The organism is Brevundimonas sp. AC546 (genome assembly GCF_979258305.1).
The window spans coordinates 1,946,305-1,962,421 of record NZ_OZ409849.1 but is presented as its reverse complement, the minus strand read 5'-3'; the positions used below and the strand labels follow the sequence as shown (position 1 = coordinate 1,962,421).

General features: G+C 67.3%; 14 protein-coding genes and 1 tRNA gene. 9 read left to right on the top strand and 6 right to left on the bottom strand.

Annotated elements, in window-relative coordinates:
- Nucleotides 1–273: 273 nt before the first annotated feature.
- A complete protein-coding gene (locus tag ACZZZD_RS09740; RefSeq protein WP_463434641.1) occupies nucleotides 274–1,605 on the bottom strand; it encodes a trypsin-like peptidase domain-containing protein in 1,332 nt (443 codons plus the stop codon).
- A gap of 161 nt (nucleotides 1,606–1,766) precedes the next feature.
- Between ACZZZD_RS09740 and ACZZZD_RS09735 the strand changes: the two genes are divergently transcribed.
- The 4 genes from ACZZZD_RS09735 (at nucleotide 1,767) to ACZZZD_RS09720 (ending at nucleotide 4,829) form a co-directional block, all read left to right on the top strand.
- A complete protein-coding gene (locus tag ACZZZD_RS09735) occupies nucleotides 1,767–2,066 on the top strand; it encodes a DUF6356 family protein (protein ID WP_463434639.1) in 300 nt (99 codons plus the stop codon).
- A gap of 81 nt (nucleotides 2,067–2,147) precedes the next feature.
- On the top strand, nucleotides 2,148–3,308 hold the full coding sequence (gene rlmN, locus ACZZZD_RS09730) for a dual-specificity RNA methyltransferase RlmN (protein WP_463434637.1): 1,161 nt from the start codon (nucleotides 2,148–2,150) through the stop codon (nucleotides 3,306–3,308).
- Between the two features lie 237 nt (nucleotides 3,309–3,545).
- Nucleotides 3,546–3,986: a DUF350 domain-containing protein gene (locus ACZZZD_RS09725; protein WP_463434635.1), complete on the top strand. Its 441-nt coding sequence runs from the start codon at nucleotides 3,546–3,548 to the stop codon at nucleotides 3,984–3,986.
- Between the two features lie 12 nt (nucleotides 3,987–3,998).
- Nucleotides 3,999–4,829 carry a S1 family peptidase gene (locus ACZZZD_RS09720; protein ID WP_463434634.1) on the top strand — a complete coding sequence of 277 codons (831 nt, stop codon included), beginning with the start codon at nucleotides 3,999–4,001 and terminating at the stop codon, nucleotides 4,827–4,829.
- A gap of 364 nt (nucleotides 4,830–5,193) precedes the next feature.
- Here ACZZZD_RS09720 and ACZZZD_RS09715 read toward each other — a convergent pair whose 3' ends face one another.
- Nucleotides 5,194–8,046 carry a M16 family metallopeptidase gene (locus ACZZZD_RS09715; RefSeq protein WP_463434632.1) on the bottom strand — a complete coding sequence of 951 codons (2,853 nt, stop codon included), beginning with the start codon at nucleotides 8,044–8,046 and terminating at the stop codon, nucleotides 5,194–5,196.
- 247 nt (nucleotides 8,047–8,293) lie between these two features.
- Between ACZZZD_RS09715 and ACZZZD_RS09710 the strand changes: the two genes are divergently transcribed.
- The gene (locus ACZZZD_RS09710) at nucleotides 8,294–10,015 is read left to right on the top strand and encodes an ATP-binding protein (RefSeq protein WP_463434630.1); all 1,722 of its coding nucleotides are present in this window, start codon (nucleotides 8,294–8,296) and stop codon (nucleotides 10,013–10,015) included.
- Here ACZZZD_RS09710 and ACZZZD_RS09705 read toward each other — a convergent pair.
- Complete coding sequence (locus tag ACZZZD_RS09705; protein WP_463434628.1) at nucleotides 10,012–10,881, bottom strand: isoaspartyl peptidase/L-asparaginase family protein; 870 nt, start codon at nucleotides 10,879–10,881, stop codon at nucleotides 10,012–10,014. The two genes, ACZZZD_RS09710 and ACZZZD_RS09705, sit on opposite strands and share 4 nt — an antisense overlap.
- 185 nt (nucleotides 10,882–11,066) lie before the next feature.
- Here ACZZZD_RS09705 and ACZZZD_RS09700 point away from each other — a divergent pair, with 185 nt between their 5' ends.
- Complete coding sequence (locus ACZZZD_RS09700; protein WP_463434626.1) at nucleotides 11,067–12,068, top strand: NADPH:quinone oxidoreductase family protein; 1,002 nt, start codon at nucleotides 11,067–11,069, stop codon at nucleotides 12,066–12,068.
- 106 nt (nucleotides 12,069–12,174) lie between these two features.
- Nucleotides 12,175–12,732: a hypothetical protein gene (locus tag ACZZZD_RS09695; RefSeq protein WP_463434624.1), complete on the top strand. Its 558-nt coding sequence runs from the start codon at nucleotides 12,175–12,177 to the stop codon at nucleotides 12,730–12,732.
- 116 nt (nucleotides 12,733–12,848) lie between these two features.
- On the opposite strand, the gene ACZZZD_RS09690 is transcribed toward ACZZZD_RS09695, so the two are convergent.
- Entirely contained in the window at nucleotides 12,849–13,247 is a 399-nt protein-coding gene (locus ACZZZD_RS09690; RefSeq protein WP_463434622.1) for a YkvA family protein, read from the bottom strand.
- Between the two features lie 55 nt (nucleotides 13,248–13,302).
- Here ACZZZD_RS09690 and ACZZZD_RS09685 point away from each other — a divergent pair, with 55 nt between their 5' ends.
- Together ACZZZD_RS09685 and ACZZZD_RS09680 are read left to right on the top strand one after the other, a co-directional pair.
- The gene (locus ACZZZD_RS09685) at nucleotides 13,303–14,085 is read left to right on the top strand and encodes an SDR family NAD(P)-dependent oxidoreductase (protein WP_463434620.1); all 783 of its coding nucleotides are present in this window, start codon (nucleotides 13,303–13,305) and stop codon (nucleotides 14,083–14,085) included.
- Between the two features lie 231 nt (nucleotides 14,086–14,316).
- Nucleotides 14,317–14,391, top strand: a tRNA-Gly gene (locus ACZZZD_RS09680).
- Between the two features lie 296 nt (nucleotides 14,392–14,687).
- Here the strand turns inward: ACZZZD_RS09680 and ACZZZD_RS09675 are convergent.
- Together ACZZZD_RS09675 and ACZZZD_RS09670 are read right to left on the bottom strand one after the other, a co-directional pair.
- Nucleotides 14,688–15,188, bottom strand: coding sequence for an ABC transporter permease (locus ACZZZD_RS09675; RefSeq protein WP_463434618.1), 501 nt, complete (start codon nucleotides 15,186–15,188; stop codon nucleotides 14,688–14,690).
- Complete coding sequence (locus ACZZZD_RS09670; RefSeq protein ID WP_463434616.1) at nucleotides 15,110–16,090, bottom strand: ABC transporter permease; 981 nt, start codon at nucleotides 16,088–16,090, stop codon at nucleotides 15,110–15,112. The genes ACZZZD_RS09675 and ACZZZD_RS09670 overlap by 79 nt, the downstream gene beginning before the upstream one ends.
- Between the last annotated feature and the right edge of the window lie 27 nt (nucleotides 16,091–16,117).

The window sequence follows — 16,117 nt, the reverse complement described above, 5'->3', positions numbered from 1 at the left end:
CACCAAATGGCCCTCTTTCGGTCCTTCGCCCGCCCGGTTAGGCGACGAAATGTCGATCATCGGCTCGTCGGAGTTCGGAAGCGTCCCGGATCCTGAACAGCCCCCCCAGCCCCCCTGGATGTTTCCACGAAGGGCTCCGGCGGCCGATGCTTCCTCCAAGCGAGCGCCCGCCCTGCCTTTCCCCTCCCCCTCCCTGGCAAGGCGGGCGTTTCGCTGTCTGGACCTCTGCCAGACAGCGGCGAGGACGCGCTGACCCGGCCTGGAGCCCGCCGCTTAGAGCGACAGGGTCAGGTTCAGGGTCTCTCCATTCCTCAGCACGGTCGCCTCGACCGAACCCGTAGCGCCCTGAAGGGCCGTGGCGGCCGCTTGCGCGTCGGCGACGGCTGCGCCGCCGATGGTGGTGATCAGGTCGCCGGCCGTCAGTTCGGCCTGAGCGGCGGGCGATCCGGCCATGACGGACAGGACCTGGGCGCCGCCGTCCTGATTTCGCAAGGTCGCGCCATAGGCCAGCACCGACTGGGCGCCGACCACCACGGGCTGATCCACGGGCGTCTCGACCGACAGGCTGGTCGTGGCGTCGCGGCCGCCGCGCAGATATGAAACGCTGAGGTCCGAACCGGGCGCGGCGATGCCGATGGTGGCGTTGACTGAACCGGCGTTGGCGACGGGGCGGCCCTGGATGCGGGTGATGACGTCGTTGTGGCGCAGGCCCGCGCGCTCGGCTGGCGATCCCGGCACGACATCGGCGACGACCGCGCCGCGCACGATGCCCAGATGCAGCTCTCGCGCCCGCTCGGCGTTCAGCGAGCCGAAGATGGCCCCGGTCTCGCCGCGCTTGACCTCGCCGTTCTTCTTCAGCTGGTCGGCGACATACAGCATGATCCGCGTCGGCACGGCGAAGGCGATGCCGTCGTTGCCGCCGCCCAGGCCGCCCGACAGGATCGAGGTGTTGATGCCGATCAGCCGGCCCCGGCTGTCCAGCAAGGGTCCGCCCGAATTGCCCGAGTTCACGGCGGCGTCGGTCTGGATATAGTCCTCGACCGCATCGCCCAGGCCCGAGCGGTTCAGGCCCGAGATGACGCCCATGGTCAGGGTCTGGTCCAGGCCCAGCGGATAGCCGACGGCGAAGGCCAGGTCGCCGGTCCGCAGGGTGTCGGAATCCACCGTCTGGACCTGTTTCAGGTTCAGCGGCCGGCCGTCGGGCACGATGCGCAGCACGGCGATGTCGGTGGCCTTGTCCGCCCCGACCAGGACGGCGTCGAACAGGCGGCCGTCGGTCAGGTCGACGGTGAACTTTCGCCCGCCCTCGACCACGTGATTGTTGGTGATCAACAGGCCCTCGGCCGCATCGACGATGACGCCAGAACCGGAGGCATAGGGTTTGGGATCGGCGGCGTCGGAGCTGGGGCCCCGCGACTGGCCCAGGGTGGTCACCTGAACCACCGCCGGCAGCGACCCCTCCAGCCCCGACGAGAAGCTGAACACGCCGCGACGGGCGTCATAGGGCAGGCCGGCGGCGCTCGACTGGGCCAGCACCGGGCCGGCAGAGGCCAGCAAGGCCATTGCGACGGCCATGGAGGAGGCGGCCTTGAGGCGGATCGGCATGAGCAATTCCTTGATCGAACCGTGACCCTAGACGGAGTTTTCGCTCCTGACGATGGCCCTGATGCGCGATGGGCGGGCGGAATGAACAGATCGCGACAGGGGTTGCGTCCGGCGCCGTACGGCGTGACCATAGGGGCGACGAAACAGGGGAGGCCGCCGCCATGAGCCAGACGACGATCGACCGCAGCCGTTCGGGTTCGACGCCGTTCGACCGCCTGTTCCGCGACCACCCGCGCGAGGTCGAGGAAACCTATCTGCAGCATATGGCCGCCTCGGCCGGGTTCGGCTTCAAACTGCTGCGTCTGGCGGGCGCCGCCTTCGCCCATGCCGTCGTGCCGGGGGTGCACAAGACCACCGTCTCGACCGCGATCCGCAGCATGGCCTGCGACATGGGCGGCCGGGCCGAAGAGGCGCGAGAGACCCGGATGCGCGACGCCGGCGTCTGGGACGTGGGCCTCTAAAGCTGCCGAATCCGCCCTGGCCATGCAATCGCCGGGATCCGTGCTATATAGGCCGGCTCAACCTCACGCAGGATCGCCGCCTTGAGCATCACGCTCGACCTTTCGCGCGTCTCGAACGCGCCCGCCATGAAGGCCCCCGTCAACCTCAGCGGTCTGACGCGCGCGGGCCTGCGCCAGGCGCTGATCGACGCCGACGTCTGTCCGCCTGAAAAGGCCAAGATGCGCGCCAGCCAGGTGTGGGGCTGGATCCACCACTATGGCGTGACCGAGTTTTCGGCCATGAGCAACGTCGCCAAGGACATGCAGGCCAGGCTAGCCGAGCATTTCACCCTGGCCCGCCCCGAGATCGTCGAACGCCAGGTGTCCAAGGACGGCACCCGCAAATGGCTGATCCGCACCGCGCCGGGCATCGAGATCGAGACCGTCTATATCCCCGACGTGGGTCGGGCCGGCGCCCTGTGCGTGTCCAGCCAGGTCGGCTGCACCCTGAACTGCACCTTCTGCCACACCGGCACGCAGAAGTTGGTCCGCAACCTGACCGCCGCCGAGATCGTGGCCCAGGTCCAGGTCGCCCGCGACGACCTGGAGGAATGGCCGTCGCCCAAGGAAGACCGGCGCCTGTCGAACATCGTCTTCATGGGCATGGGCGAGCCGCTCTACAATCTGGACCACGTCGCCGACGCCATCGACATCATCTCGGACAACGAGGGCATCGCCCTGTCGCGTCGCCGCATCACCGTCTCGACCTCGGGCGTGGTGCCGCAACTGGATGCGCTTGGCACGCGCACGGCGGCCATGCTGGCCATCAGCCTGCACGCCACCAACGATGCGCTGCGCGACGTGCTGGTGCCGCTGAACAAGAAGTACAATCTCGACCAGCTGATGGCGGGCATCCGAGCCTATCCGGGCCTGTCGAACGCGCGCCGGGTGACGTTCGAATACGTCATGCTGAAGGGCGTCAACGACAGCCCCGAAGAGGCGCGCGCCTTGCTCAAGCTGATCGAGGGCATCCCGGCCAAGATCAACCTGATCCCGTTCAACCCCTGGCCGGGCGTCGAATACGAATGCTCCGACTGGAAGACGATCGAACGGTTCGCGGCCATCCTGAACAAGGCCGGCTATGCCTCGCCCATCCGCACCCCCCGCGGCCGCGACATCCTGGCCGCCTGCGGTCAGCTGAAGTCCGAGAGCGAAAAGGTCCGGGCTTCGACGCTGCGCAAGGCGGAACAGGCGGCGGCCTGATCCGTCGTCTCCTCCCCACTTGTGGGGAGGGGGACCGCGAAGCGGTGGAGGGGCTCTAAAGTCACGCTGCCGCTTGTGATGGACCAAAGAGCCCCTCCGTCACGGCGCGAAGATGCGCCGCGTCTCCTCCCCATCGCTACGCGATAGGGAGGAGACACAACCCTCGACACATAATGTCACGCACTGTGTCCCGGCCGCGCTTGCGGATTGGGGCGACAATCGGGCAAGCGTCTAGGTATGGATCCGTCCTTGTCGAACGTCCTTTCCAGCGCCGAGGTTCAGGCTTTCGCCTCGGGCTTCCCGGTCATGGTCATGCACCTGATCGTCACCCTGCTGCTGCTCGCGGCGGGCGCCACAGTCTATGCCCTGCTGACGCCGTGGAAGGAGGTCGCGCTGATCCGTCAGGGCAATACGGCCGCCGCCATCGCATTCGCGGGGATACTTGTGGGTCTGGCCGTGCCGTTGGCGGTGTCTCTTTCGGTGTCGACCTCGGTGCGCGACATCGCCATCTGGGGGGTGGCGACGGTGATGCTGCAACTGCTGGCGTTCCGGGTGGTGGACCTGCTGCTGACGGGCCTGCCGCAGCGGATCAAGGACGGCGAGATCGCCGCGGCGGTGGTGCTGCTGGGCGCAAAGCTGGCGACGGCCGTGATCCTGTCCGCCGCGCTGACCGGCTGATCGGCCGGGTTCATGCAATTTCCCCGCCTGCCGGACTGGGCCATCTACGGAGCGGTGGCGGCCGTCTTCCTGGCGGTGTCGCTGGGCCGGCGCGAGAATGCGGATGCGCCGCCCGCGTCGGCGCCCGCCTCCGAGGTCGAAGGGCCGCTCTTGGGACCGATCACCCCGTTCGACGCCGCCGTGACCGTCGATGCAGGCGAGGCGCCGTTCAAGCCGTCGTCGGGGACCGCCTTCTCCATCGCCGGGCAGGGGCGCTGGATCACTGCGCGCCATGTGGTGGAGGGCTGTCGCAGGCCGGCCCTGGTGGTGGGACAGGGCCGGGCGGTGGCGGCCGACGTGCGCCTGGCGCCGCGCGCGGACATCGCCCTGCTGATCACCGACGGGGGGCCGGCCGCCCTTCCGGTCGCGGCCGAGGCGCCGTTGAGGAAGGGGCAGAGAGCCTTCCATCCCGGGTTCCCGCAGGGGCGGCCGGGCGAGGTGACCTCGCGTCTCCTGGGTCGCGAGACGCTGAAGGTGTTCGGACGCGGGGCGCGCGACGAGCCGGTGCTGGCCTGGGCCGAGGTCGGGCGCACCAATGGGTTGGAGGGCACGCTGTCGGGCCTGTCTGGCGCGCCGGCCCTGGACGCGCAAGGCCGGGTCGTGGGCGTCACCATCGCCGAGGCGCCGCGCCGGGGCCGGATCTATACGACGGCGCCCGAGACCTTCGGCCCGGCGATCCGGGGCGAACAGACGGCGGGCGAGGACGCGCGGGGCCTGGCGGTCACGACCGAGGATTATGGGCGGGTGTCGAACCGGCTGAGGCGCGATTTGCGCGTGGCCCAGGTGGTGTGCCTGTCGGTCTAGGCGGCAAAGTTGCACTCGGGAAAAACAGTGCAACGAAGTGCAATCTTCTGTCAACCAACTGTAATCTTTGAAAGAAAAAGTCGAACTCGAACTGCACTGTGCAATTTGAAGGCGAGTTGGACTCGAAGTTGGACTCTGAAAAACAGTCCAAGTCGGCCAAGGAGTCCAAGTCGGCGGGATCGCGATGTCAAAGGCCGGGGGGTGGATCATAACCCCGGTCGGGACCGCGTATGGGTGAAAGACGCTGCGGGTCTTCAAGGTATTGAAAAGCTTGGGCGGCGCCGGCCGGATTAGGATGGTTGGCGAGTATGAGACGGCGTCTCTCCCTCCCCTAGCGGGGGAGGGAGAGGGTATTTGCGCGCCCTTACTTCAGCGACCCGTTGTTCAGGTTCAGGGCGCCGGCCTCGATAACTTCGAGGTTCGGGTGTTTGGCGCGCAGGGCGTCGAGGAACAGCGAGCCGTCGCCGACAATCACCAGGCTGGCGCGATTGACCGGCAGGTGTTCGGCGAAGGCGGCCTGGACCTGTTCGGGCGTCACGGCGCGGACCCGGCCGGCGTAGTCAGCGAGATCGCTCATCGGCAGATCATAGAGGGCCAGATTGGCGACAAGGGCGCCCAGGCCATCCACCGTCTCCAGCGAGCGTCCGAAACCGCCGATCAGGGTGGCGCGGCGCGGAGCCAGGTCCGCGTTGCTGGGGGTCTCGGTTCCCAGCTTGGCGATCTCGGCCAGGATCAGGTCGGCGACCTCGTCGGCGGTTTCGTTCTTGGTCTGGGTCGAGGCGGTGAACAGGCCCGCATCCGCCCGCGCGCCCAGCGACGACGAGGCTCCATAGGACAGGCCACGCTTGATGCGGATTTCCTGGTTCAGACGCGACGAGAAGCCGCCGCCCAGCAGGCTGTTGCCGACCGTCAGAGGGAAGAAGTCGGCGTCGGTGCGCGACACGCCACGAACGGCGGCGACGACAGCGGCCTGGCCTGCGCCGGGCTGGTTCACCACAACGATGCGGGGCGCCAGGGCCTGGCCGGCGGGGTTGGTGGTGGCGGCGGGAGCCGCGCCGGCCGGGTTCCAGTCGCCGAACGCCTGCTGCGCCAGAGCGCGGGCGGCGGCGGGGGTGATGTCGCCCGAGAAGACCAGGGTCGCGTCCGACGGGCGATAGCGGGCGGCGTGGAAGGCGGCGACGTCGGCCGGGGTGATGGTCGGCACCGTCTGTTGCGTGATGGTCGCGCCATAGGGAGCGTCGCCGTAGATAACGCGGCCCACGGTCATGCCGGCGATGGCGGCCGGCTGGCTGAGGGCGACGCGCAGGCCGTCCAGGGTCTGGGCCTGCTGACGCTCAAGCTCCTCGGCGGCGAAGGTCGGGTTCTTCACCAGATCGGCCATCAGGGCGACCGTCGCCGGGAAGGCGTTGGACGGGGCGTTGGCGTAGACGTTGGAGAAGTCCACGCCCGCGCCGGCGCCGACGGTGGCGCCCAGTTGTTCGATCTGGGTGGCGATCTCGGGCGCGGTCTTCGTTTTGGTGCCTTGCGTCAGCAGGGCGGCGGTCATGGCGGCGATGCCGGCCTTGCCCGCCGGATCGTCGGACGAGCCGGCGTCGAAGCTGAGGCGGGCCGAGACCAGCGGCACGCCGTCTGTCGGGGCGACCAGAACGCGCAGGCCGTTGTCGAGGCGGAAGTCCGCGACAGCCGGGGTCACGGGCGCGACCTCGGCGCCCGGCTGGGGCAGGGGCGTGCGATCGGCCTCGGGCAGAAGGACGGCGGGCACGCCGGCCGGGGCCAGGTCGGCGACGGCGACGGGGGCGCCGACGTTCATCTTCTGGATCGAGGCGGGGTTCGCGTCATCGGCGGCCAGGAAGGCGATCGTCGATTGGCGTTGCGGCGTCAGATATTTGCGAGCCACGCGCTGGACATCGGCAATGGTGACGGCCTGGATCTGCGCGACCTCGTCGTCGGCGGCGGCGGCCGAGCCGGTGTTGATGAGGGCGAAACCGAGGGCGGTGGCGCGGTCGTCCACCGTCTCGCGGCTGCGCAGGGCGTCGGCGACCAGCTCGTTCTTGGCCTCTGATAGTTCCTCGGCGGTGACGGGGGCGTCGCGCAGCTTGGCGATTTCTTCGTTCAGGGCGGCGACGCCTTCCTCGGCCGTGTGACCCTGGGCCATGATGGCCAGGGCCGACAGGTTTCCGGCCTGTTGCGAGAAGTCGGGGGTCGAGCCGATCTGGGCCGCGATCTGCTTGTCATACACCAGCGAGCGATAAAGTCGGCTCGATTCACCGGTGGACAGGATGCCGTCCAGCACCGTCAGAGCGGCGCGGTCGGCGTCGGCGTATTTGACCGTCGGCCAGGCGACGACGGCGGCGGGCAGGGGCACGTTCGGCGCGTAATAGGTGACGTTGCGGGGGCCCGTCGGCTCGGGCTCGACGACATTGTTGGTCGGGATCGGCGTCGTCGGATTTTTCAGCGGGCCGAAATACTGGTCGATCCAGCGGTCCAGCTGGGCCTGGTCGAAGTTGCCGGCCACGATCAGATAGGCGGCGTCCGGCCGATAATAGGTGGCGTGGAAGCGGCGCACGTCCTCCAGCGACGAGGCCTCAAGCTCCTCGATTGAACCGATGCCGGGGCGGCGATAGGGGCTGTCCTGATAGATGGTCTCGGGCACGAACAGGCCGAACAGGCGGCCATAGGGATTGGCCAGGATACGCTGACGGTATTCCTCTTTCACCACGTCGCGCTCGGCGACAAAGGTCGGCTCGTCCACGACCAGCGAGCCCATGCGGTCGGCCTCGGCGAACAGCATCCGCTCCAGATGGTTGGCTGGCACGGTCTCGAAATAGGCGGTGGTGTCGTCGGCGGTGAAGGCGTTGTTGGAGCCGCCCACGTCCTCGGTCAGCCGGTCGAACGTCTCGGGCGGCAAGTTCTTCGTGGACTTGAACATCAGGTGTTCGAACAGGTGGGCGAAGCCCGAACGACCGGCCGGATCGTCCTTGGAGCCGACCTTGTACCAGACCTGGACCGTGACGTTGGAGGCGGCGGCGTCGCGCGCCGTATAGACCTCCAGCCCGTTCGGCAGGACGCGCTTGGCGAAGCCCAGCGGCGGGACGGTGACGCCCTGGGGCGCCTGAACGGCGGCGGCAGAGGCGGCAGCGCCTTCTGCGAAGGCGGGGGCGGCGAGGCCCAGCATCAAGGCCGATGCGGCTACGGTGGCGGTCAGGCGGAATTTCATGAAGGGCTCCGAAGCCCGGAACAACGGGCGGAGCCGACCGTATCAGCGATTGGCCGACTTGCACCTTACCGAGATGTAATGAAGCTGGGGACCAAGCCGGTCGTTCATGGACAAGTTCATGGTGGCGATCTATTGCCGAAAGGTCGCATTCAGCGCCCACCCATGCCGAGGACGCGTGTCGAGAAGAGCGAAAGCGACCTCTGTCTCTGACGAAAAGATCGCAGTCTGGGCTTTCGTCCTGGAAAACATGGTTACTCCGCCGGCCGTTCTCTACGGCAGTTGGGCGGCGGCTGGGCTGATCCTGGCGGCCTTGGGGCAGCCTTGGCTGGGGCTGGGTTTCGCCGCCGTGGGCATGGCGTTTGACGCCTGGGCGCAGCGGCGGGTGAAGCGCTATCGGCGGGACGCGGCGCCGGCGTCCGGCTGGCCGCTCGTGCTGATGGTGATCGTGGCGGTTCGGTTCGGCCTGGGGGTGTCGGGGCCGTTGATCGCCTGGCTGATGAACCCCCGCCCCGACGTGATGCTGGTGGTGGTGCTGATCCAGGTCTGGTCGATCGGGGCGGCCTTCGTCCAGTTCAGCGCGGCGCCGAGGCTTCTGGGTCTGGCGGCGGCGCCGATCTGCGCGACCGTGCTTGTGGTGATCTATCCGTCCCTGACCGGGCCGCACGGGCTGGCGGTCATGGCCGCTTTTGTCATGCTGGTCGCCATTCTCTTCGTCATCGCGCGGGCGACGCACGCCCTCTGGTGCGACCTGTTCGCTGCCGACCAGCGCAACAAGGTGCTGCTTGTCGAGGTCCAGGCGGCGCACGAAGCGGCCGTGGGGGATCGGGACGCCGCGCTATGCGCGCGGCAAGAGGCGGACGAGGCCAATGCCGCCAAGTCCCGCTTCCTGGCCAATATGAGCCACGAAATCCGCACGCCTCTGAACGGTGTCATCGGGATGACGCAGATTATGGCCGCAGATGCGCTCGAGGATCGGCAGAAGACGCGGCTGGAGATCCTGGATCGGTCGGCTCATACCCTGCTGGATCTGATCAACCAGATCCTCGATCTGTCGCGGATCGAGGAGGGCAGGCTCGAGATCGTGCCCCAGACCATCGACGCCGACGCGCTGATCCACGAGGTGACCGAGACGCTGAGGCCGCTGGCGGACAGCAAGGGGCTGGCCTTGCATGTGCGTTCCGACGGGCTGGGATGGGTTAGCGCCGACCCGGTGCGGCTGCGGCAGATCCTGTTCAACCTGCTGTCCAATGCTATCAAGTTCACGGCCGAGGGCCAGGTGGCGTTGGATGTTGCGCGCACGGACGCCGGGGTGGTGTTGCGGGTCTCGGACACCGGGCGGGGCATACCGGCCGATCAGATCGGGCAGCTATTCACGCGCTTCGCCCAGATCGAGGCGGCGGCGGTGGACCGGCGCGACGGGGCGGGACTGGGGCTGTCGATCGTTGCGGCGCTGGTGGACCTGCTGGACGGCCGGATCGACGTCGAGAGCGAGGCGGGCGAGGGGGCGGCCTTCGTCGTCACCCTGCCGCTGATGTCGGCGCAGCCTGTGAAGGACAGCGGGGATGCACCGGACGCCGAGCCGCAGGCGGCGCTGCGGGTGCTGGTCGCCGAGGATCATCCGGTCAATCAGCAGGTGATACGCGGCCTGCTGGGCCAGGTCGGGATCGAGGTCGAGATCGTCGAGGACGGCCTGCAGGCGGTCGAGGCCACGCAGGCGCGCGCTTGGGACCTGATCCTGATGGACGTGCAAATGCCGAACATGGATGGCCCCACGGCGACGCAGACCATCCGAAAACGCGAGGCCGACGAGGGCCTGGCGCGGACGCCGATCATCGCCCTGACCGCCAATGCGATGGTGGAGCAGGTCGAGACCTATCTGGCGGCGGGCATGGATGCGGTGGTCGCCAAGCCCATCGATCTGAAGGTGCTGCTGACCACCATTTCCGACGTGATGTCGGCGAAAACCTAGTCCCTGAAGACCTCGACGCCGATCTCGCCGGCGGGGGTCAGCCAGGCGTGTTTCATGCCCTGGCTGTTGAAGGGGGCGGCGATGTTGCCTGCGGCGTCCAGGGCGATCATTCCGCCGTCGCCACCCATGGATCCGATCTCGTCGATCACGGCCTGGGTCGCCTCGGCCAGGGTCTGGCCCCCGGCGACGCGCCAGGCGACCTGGGCGGCGGCGGCGACACGGATGAAATATTCGCCTTGGCCCGTGCAGGAGGTGGCGGCCTTGGCGTCGGCCCAGGTGCCGGCGGCGGGGATGGGGGTGTCGCCGACGCGACCGGGCATTTTGCCGAACACCCCGGCGGTCGAGGTGGCGGCGGCGAGCCGTCCCTGGCTGTCCAGCACGCAGACGCCGACGGTGCCGTGGCTGAGGGTTCCGGGCGGGTGATTGTCTTCACCCTGGCCGGCGCCGGTGAACCAGGCGGTCTCGTCGGCGATGGGTTCCAGCCCCTGGTCATGGGCGAACAGGGCCGCGCCCTCGCCCACCAGCATGACGTGGGGCGTGCGGTCCATAACGGCGCGGGCGGCGACGACGGGGTTGCGGAACCCCTGCAGGGCGGCGACGGCGCCGGCGCGCTTTGTCGATCCATCCATGATGCTGGCGTCGAGTTCATAGGCGCCGGCCAGATTGGGCGAGGCGCCCTTGCCGGCGACATAGAGGCCGGAATCCTCGAGCATGACGACGGCGGCCGTGGCGACGTCCAGGGCGCTGTCGCCCGCGTCCAGCCGGACCTTCATGGCCTCGACCACCTGGCGCATATGCACGATCTCGGCGTCATAGTTGCGTTCGCGCCGGGCGCCGGCGCCGCCGTGGAGGATGAGGGCGGTCATGGGGTCTTCCTGAGCCTGGTTTTCGTCGCCTCTTTCAATCGGGCGTGGCGCTCTTTAGCGTCGCGATGAAGGCCGCGCCATGTCGGTCCAGGGAAAACGGCCTCAAGCAGCGAAGCGATAGGCCTAAGGAAATGCAAACGGCCTCAAGCAGCGCGAAGCGCGGTAGGCCAAGAAAGGAAACTTCTATGCGCGCTGTTCTGTCCAAGGCTCCTGGCGGTCCCGAAACTCTGGTGGTCGAGGACGTGCTTGATCCCACGCCCAAGGCGGGCGAGGTGATCATCGAGGTCAAGGCTGTGGGGATCAACTATCCCGACACGCTGATCATCGAGGATAAATACCAGTTCAGGCCCGAACGGCCCTTCTCGCCCGGCGCAGAGGTCGCGGGCGTGGTCGAGGCGGTGGGCGAGGGCGTCAAGGGCGTGCGCAAGGGCGACCGGGTCATCGCCGTGCCCGGCTGGGGCGGGCTGGTCGAACGGCTGGCGGTGCGGGCCGAGACGCTCATCCCCATCCCCGAGGCCATGAGCTTCGAGGAGGCGGCGGCCCTGATCATGACCTATGGCACCAGCTATTATGCGCTGAAGGACCGGGCGAAACTTCAGCCGGGCGAGACCCTGCTGGTGCTGGGCGCGGCCGGGGGCGTGGGCGCCGCCGCCGTCGAACTGGGCAAGGCCATGGGCGCGCGTGTGGTCGCCGCCGCCTCGACCAACGACAAGGTCCAGTTCGCCCTGGACCTCGGGGCCGACAACGGCCTGATCTATCCGTCCGGTCCGATGGATCGAGCGGCGCAGAAGGAGTTGTCGGGCGAGTTCAGGCTGGCCACCGGCCGCGACGGCGCCGACGTGGTCTATGACGCGGTGGGCGGGGATTATTGCGACCCGGCGCTGCGGGCCATGGACTGGAACGGGCGGTATCTGGTGGTCGGCTTCCCGGCCGGGATCCCGTCCCTACCGCTGAACCTGACGCTGTTGAAGTCGGTGTCGGTGATCGGGGTGTTCTGGGGTGCGGCCGTTGCGCGCGATCCCAAGGGCCACGCGGCCAATATGGCTGAGCTGATGCAGATGTACGCCGACGGCAAGATCAAGCCGCGCGTGTCGAAGACCTTCGCGTTGGAAAAGGCCGGCGAGGCGATCAAGGCGCTTGGCGACCGTCAGGCCCTGGGCAAGATCGTGGTGACGGTCGGGGACTGAAAGCGTCGCCATCCAAGGGCTTGTCCTGGGGTTTCGACGTCGAGCGCTTTGCTAGAACGCGGGCTGCGCAGGCCGCGTACAGATATAAGGGTTGGCGTTATTGGCGATGACAGCGCTCGACCTATTGCAACCTTTGAATTTATCGGCGCTACGTTCCAGCATGAACATCCGGTCGATTGTCCAAGCGCTTGTTGTTTTAGCTTCGGTCACATCTACGACCGCGATCGCCTGTACTCCTCCGCTTGGCTGGGTTCCAGCCAAGCAACGTGTAGATGAGGATCAGGCCTTGCGGCAAGTCGATGTTCTATATCGAGGCGTTATCGAGGATATGGACATCACGCAGTACGATGAATCCCCGGTGAATTTTGACCGGCCCATTGTCACTATACGTCGAACGAGAACACTCTGGGGGGAGGGTGGCCCGCAAAGTTTAGTGATCCCTTGGGGCTATCTTGCCTCCTGCCCGCGGCTGAACTTGATGGAATCCTATTGGGAAACGGTGGACGGTGGACAGCCCTTCATCCGGCAAGGATGGGGAGTAACCATAATCGGTCGCCGCGAGGATTTCGCAGACCGTCCTGATCGGCTGTTTATTCTCGTCGATGGCGCAACCGGAACTTCGGATATCGTGACCCGATTTCAAAAATTGCGATTGGGTTGGTGACGCCGCCAGTTGGTTATTAGACCCTACCTGTCCCGCGCAGACGCTGGGCAGGTCCGCTTTCAGGGGGAGCCGAGTTAACCGAATGGGCGCCGCGTAGAGTCGCAGCGAGGTGATCGTCACTTCGCCTTCAGCCGTTTGACCGCGTCCTCGGCCTGGTCGCGGTGGCGGCGTTTGATATTGGCGCCGACGGTGGCCAGCAGGGCGGTGATCACCGCCGCGTCGTCGGTGAAGCCGATGCCGGCGAAGATGTCGGGGATCGCGTCGATCGGCATGACGAAATAGGCCAGACCGGCGAAGATCATGCCCTTGGCCGCCAGGGGCGTCGCGGGATCCCGCGCGGCGTACCAGGCCGCCAGGGCCTGATCGGCGAAGGGGATACGCGCCGCCGTGCGGGTGATCTTGGGCCAGAAGCCGCGCGTTACCCGTGTCTCGTTGACCTTCACCACCGCAGGCACGAGCGCCTTCCTGGGATCCAGGGCGTCGTCGGGCGAGATGGGTTTGGCTTTGCCGGTCATGGCGGCTAAATCCTCAATCGAAACTCAGGTTCAAACAAACATAGGAACGAACGGGATGAAACTCGACAGCAGCATCGCCGCAGTGGTCACCGGAGGCGCCTCCGGTCTCGGTGAAGGCACGGCCCGGGCCATCGCGGCGACGGGCGCACGGGTCGCCCTGTTCGACCTGAACGCCGAACGCGGCGAGGAAATCGCCAAGGAAATCGGCGGCGTCTTCTGTCAGGTGGACGTGACGGACGACGCCTCGGTCGCCTCAGCCTTCGAAAAGGCCCGCGCTGCCCATGGCCAGGAGCGTCTGACCGTCAACTGCGCCGGCATCGCCACGGGCCAGAAGACCGTGTCGCGCAAAAAGGACACCGGCGAGATCCGCGCCCACGACATGGCGGCGTTCGAGCGCACCGTGCGCGTCAATCTGTTCGGCACCTTCCGGGTCCTGTCGCAATCGGCGGCCGGCATGATCACGCTGGAGCCGATGGCGGACGGCGAGCGCGGCCTGATCGTCAATACGGCCTCCGTGGCGGCCCAGGACGGCCAGATCGGCCAGGCGGCCTATTCGGCGTCCAAGGGCGGCGTCTACGCCATGACCCTGCCGATCGCCCGCGACTTGGCCCAGGAAGGGGTGCGCTGCAACACCATCCTGCCCGGCATCATGTGGACCCCGATGATGGCCGGCATGGACCAGAAGATTCAGGACGCCCTGGCCGCCGCCATCCCCTTCCCCAGCCGCCTGGGCACGCCCGCCGACTATGCGTCGCTGGTGCTGGAACTGGCGCGCAACGTCTACATCAACGGCGAATGCATCCGTCTGGACGGGGCCATCAGGCTGGCGCCGCGCTGACGCGCGGAAGGGCGCTACCCTCGCGACGCGTTCCCGCCTTCGCGGGAATGACGAGGCTCGCTGCTTGAGCGCGAAGGCGCTCTGGCGGCGAGCAGCGGGAGTGTTCCGGCGGCAATATTCCGGCTCAAGCAGCGCGAAGCGCGATAGCCGCAAAAAACCTCTTGCGGGACCGATCAACCCTCCGCTATACGCCCCCTCCTCGACGGGGAGCGCACCTAGCTCCTACGGAGTGCGGGCGTAGCTCAGTGGTAGAGCACAACCTTGCCAAGGTTGGGGTCGAGAGTTCGAATCTCTTCGCCCGCTCCAAGTCGAGATCAAGGTAGACAAGCAGTTAGCCTTCCCCTCCGGGGTCCCAAACTGCTTCCCAGTCACCCTAGCCACGCTCTGGGAAGCAAATGGGAAGCAGTGGGAAGCGAAAAATGTCGCAGCATATACGACCACGTCGTAGCTCCATTGAGTTCGGCTGATTTTGCGCGCGCCTCGAAAGAGCCTGTAATAGAAAACCTGACTGCCTAGGTGGTGCTTTGAGGATCTGACCGGGACATCATCGGGCGGATATTGATCTGCCCTCAAGGCCATACAGGCCGAGTGCAGAGGTTCATCTAGGGGCGCCTTTGCCGGAACCAGGCTGCGGCGCCCCAGAACACTATCAGCGCGGTCAGGGTCAAAAGTTCGGGTCCCACCTCGCTAAGGGTCGCGCCTGCGGCGTTCAGCTTGACGAAGGCCTGGATGGCCGAGGTCGAGGAAGACAGGCGAGCGAGCCAGGCCAGAGGCTCGGGCATCAGGAACAGCGGCCAGGCCGCGCCGCCGAGGAAGAAAAGCGGCGCCGAGGTTCCGACCAGAATCTGCCCCGCCCGCTCGTGTCGGTCGAACAGGCTACCGATGGCCAGGCCCAGGGCTGAGACGCTGGCGGCGAAGATGGGCACGGCGATGCTGAGGCCCAGCAGGTCGCCCATGCGCGGATAGTCCTGAAACCAGAAGACGAAGCCGAAGTAGAAGAGGCTGGCGAGGCTGCCGATCAGGGTCAGGGCGGCCCACAGGCCGAGGAAGCTGCGGGTCGAGAGCGGCTGCGCGCCCGTCTCCTCAGGGTCAGGGCGGCCCACAGGCCGAGGAAGCTGCGGGTCGAGAGCGGCTGCGCGCCCGTCTCCCGCCGCAGGCCGGCGAACAGGGCGGCGCCCAGCAGCAGGGTCTGTTGCAGGATGATGGCGCTGACCGCCGGGACCGCGTAGCTGCCGTAGCCGTCCGTGGTGTTGTAGAGCGGGCGCTGCACCACCGCTGGAGCACGCTCCAGCAGATGGGTGGCCTCGATCACGGGCGTCAGAACCTGTTCGGCGGCGGCGGCCGCAGCCCCGCCCAACGCCTTGCCCATGGCGGTGGCGCGAACCAGATAGGCCCCGTTCAGATAGAGGCCGACTCCCTTGGCGTCGCCGTGGATCAGCGACGACTCGAACCGTTCGGGGATGAGCATGACGGCGTCTACCTCGCCGTTGCGCAGCTTCCGTTCGGCCTCAGAAGGCGAGGCGGTGACGACCGAGGCGTCCAGCGCGCGGGTGGCGTTCATCTCCTGCACCAGCCGTCGACTGAGCGCCGAATGGTCCTGATCGACGACCGCGACGGGCAGTTTGACCGGCGTCTGACCGACATAGGCCATGGGGTAGTAGAAGGCGTAGGCGACCACGGCCAACAGGATGGTGCTGGACAGGAGGCGGTGCTTGAAGATGCCCGCAAAGGTCTCGACGAAGGCGCCGCCGAAGCTGCGTGTGGGCAGGGACAGGCTGAGGTCTTCCGGCTTGGGAATGCGCTTGGCGCGTCGATGGGCCAGCGGGACCGACAGGGCGTAGGTTCCGGCGGCGACGGCCAGCAGGATCAGCAGCGGTCCCAGCGAGGTGGCGAGGTCGGAGCCCAGAACCATCTGCTCGTCCTGCAGCCGCAGGTAGTGGGTAAAGGGCAGGATGGCGCTCCACACCTGGGCATCGCTGCTGGATTCAAACGAGCCATCGATCAAGCGCGGGGATCGCGATACAATCCTCAG

Coding starts and splice junctions, on each gene's coding strand:
- ACZZZD_RS09740 (WP_463434641.1), bottom strand. CDS start 1,605: ATGCCGATCCGCCTCAAGGCCGCCTCCTCCATGGCCGTCGCAATGGCC.
- ACZZZD_RS09735 (WP_463434639.1), top strand. CDS start 1,767: ATGAGCCAGACGACGATCGACCGCAGCCGTTCGGGTTCGACGCCGTTC.
- ACZZZD_RS09725 (WP_463434635.1), top strand. CDS start 3,546: ATGGATCCGTCCTTGTCGAACGTCCTTTCCAGCGCCGAGGTTCAGGCT.
- ACZZZD_RS09720 (WP_463434634.1), top strand. CDS start 3,999: ATGCAATTTCCCCGCCTGCCGGACTGGGCCATCTACGGAGCGGTGGCG.
- ACZZZD_RS09715 (WP_463434632.1), bottom strand. CDS start 8,046: ATGAAATTCCGCCTGACCGCCACCGTAGCCGCATCGGCCTTGATGCTG.
- ACZZZD_RS09710 (WP_463434630.1), top strand. CDS start 8,294: ATGGTTACTCCGCCGGCCGTTCTCTACGGCAGTTGGGCGGCGGCTGGG.
- ACZZZD_RS09705 (WP_463434628.1), bottom strand. CDS start 10,881: ATGACCGCCCTCATCCTCCACGGCGGCGCCGGCGCCCGGCGCGAACGC.
- ACZZZD_RS09700 (WP_463434626.1), top strand. CDS start 11,067: ATGCGCGCTGTTCTGTCCAAGGCTCCTGGCGGTCCCGAAACTCTGGTG.
- ACZZZD_RS09695 (WP_463434624.1), top strand. CDS start 12,175: ATGACAGCGCTCGACCTATTGCAACCTTTGAATTTATCGGCGCTACGT.
- ACZZZD_RS09690 (WP_463434622.1), bottom strand. CDS start 13,247: ATGACCGGCAAAGCCAAACCCATCTCGCCCGACGACGCCCTGGATCCC.
- ACZZZD_RS09685 (WP_463434620.1), top strand. CDS start 13,303: ATGAAACTCGACAGCAGCATCGCCGCAGTGGTCACCGGAGGCGCCTCC.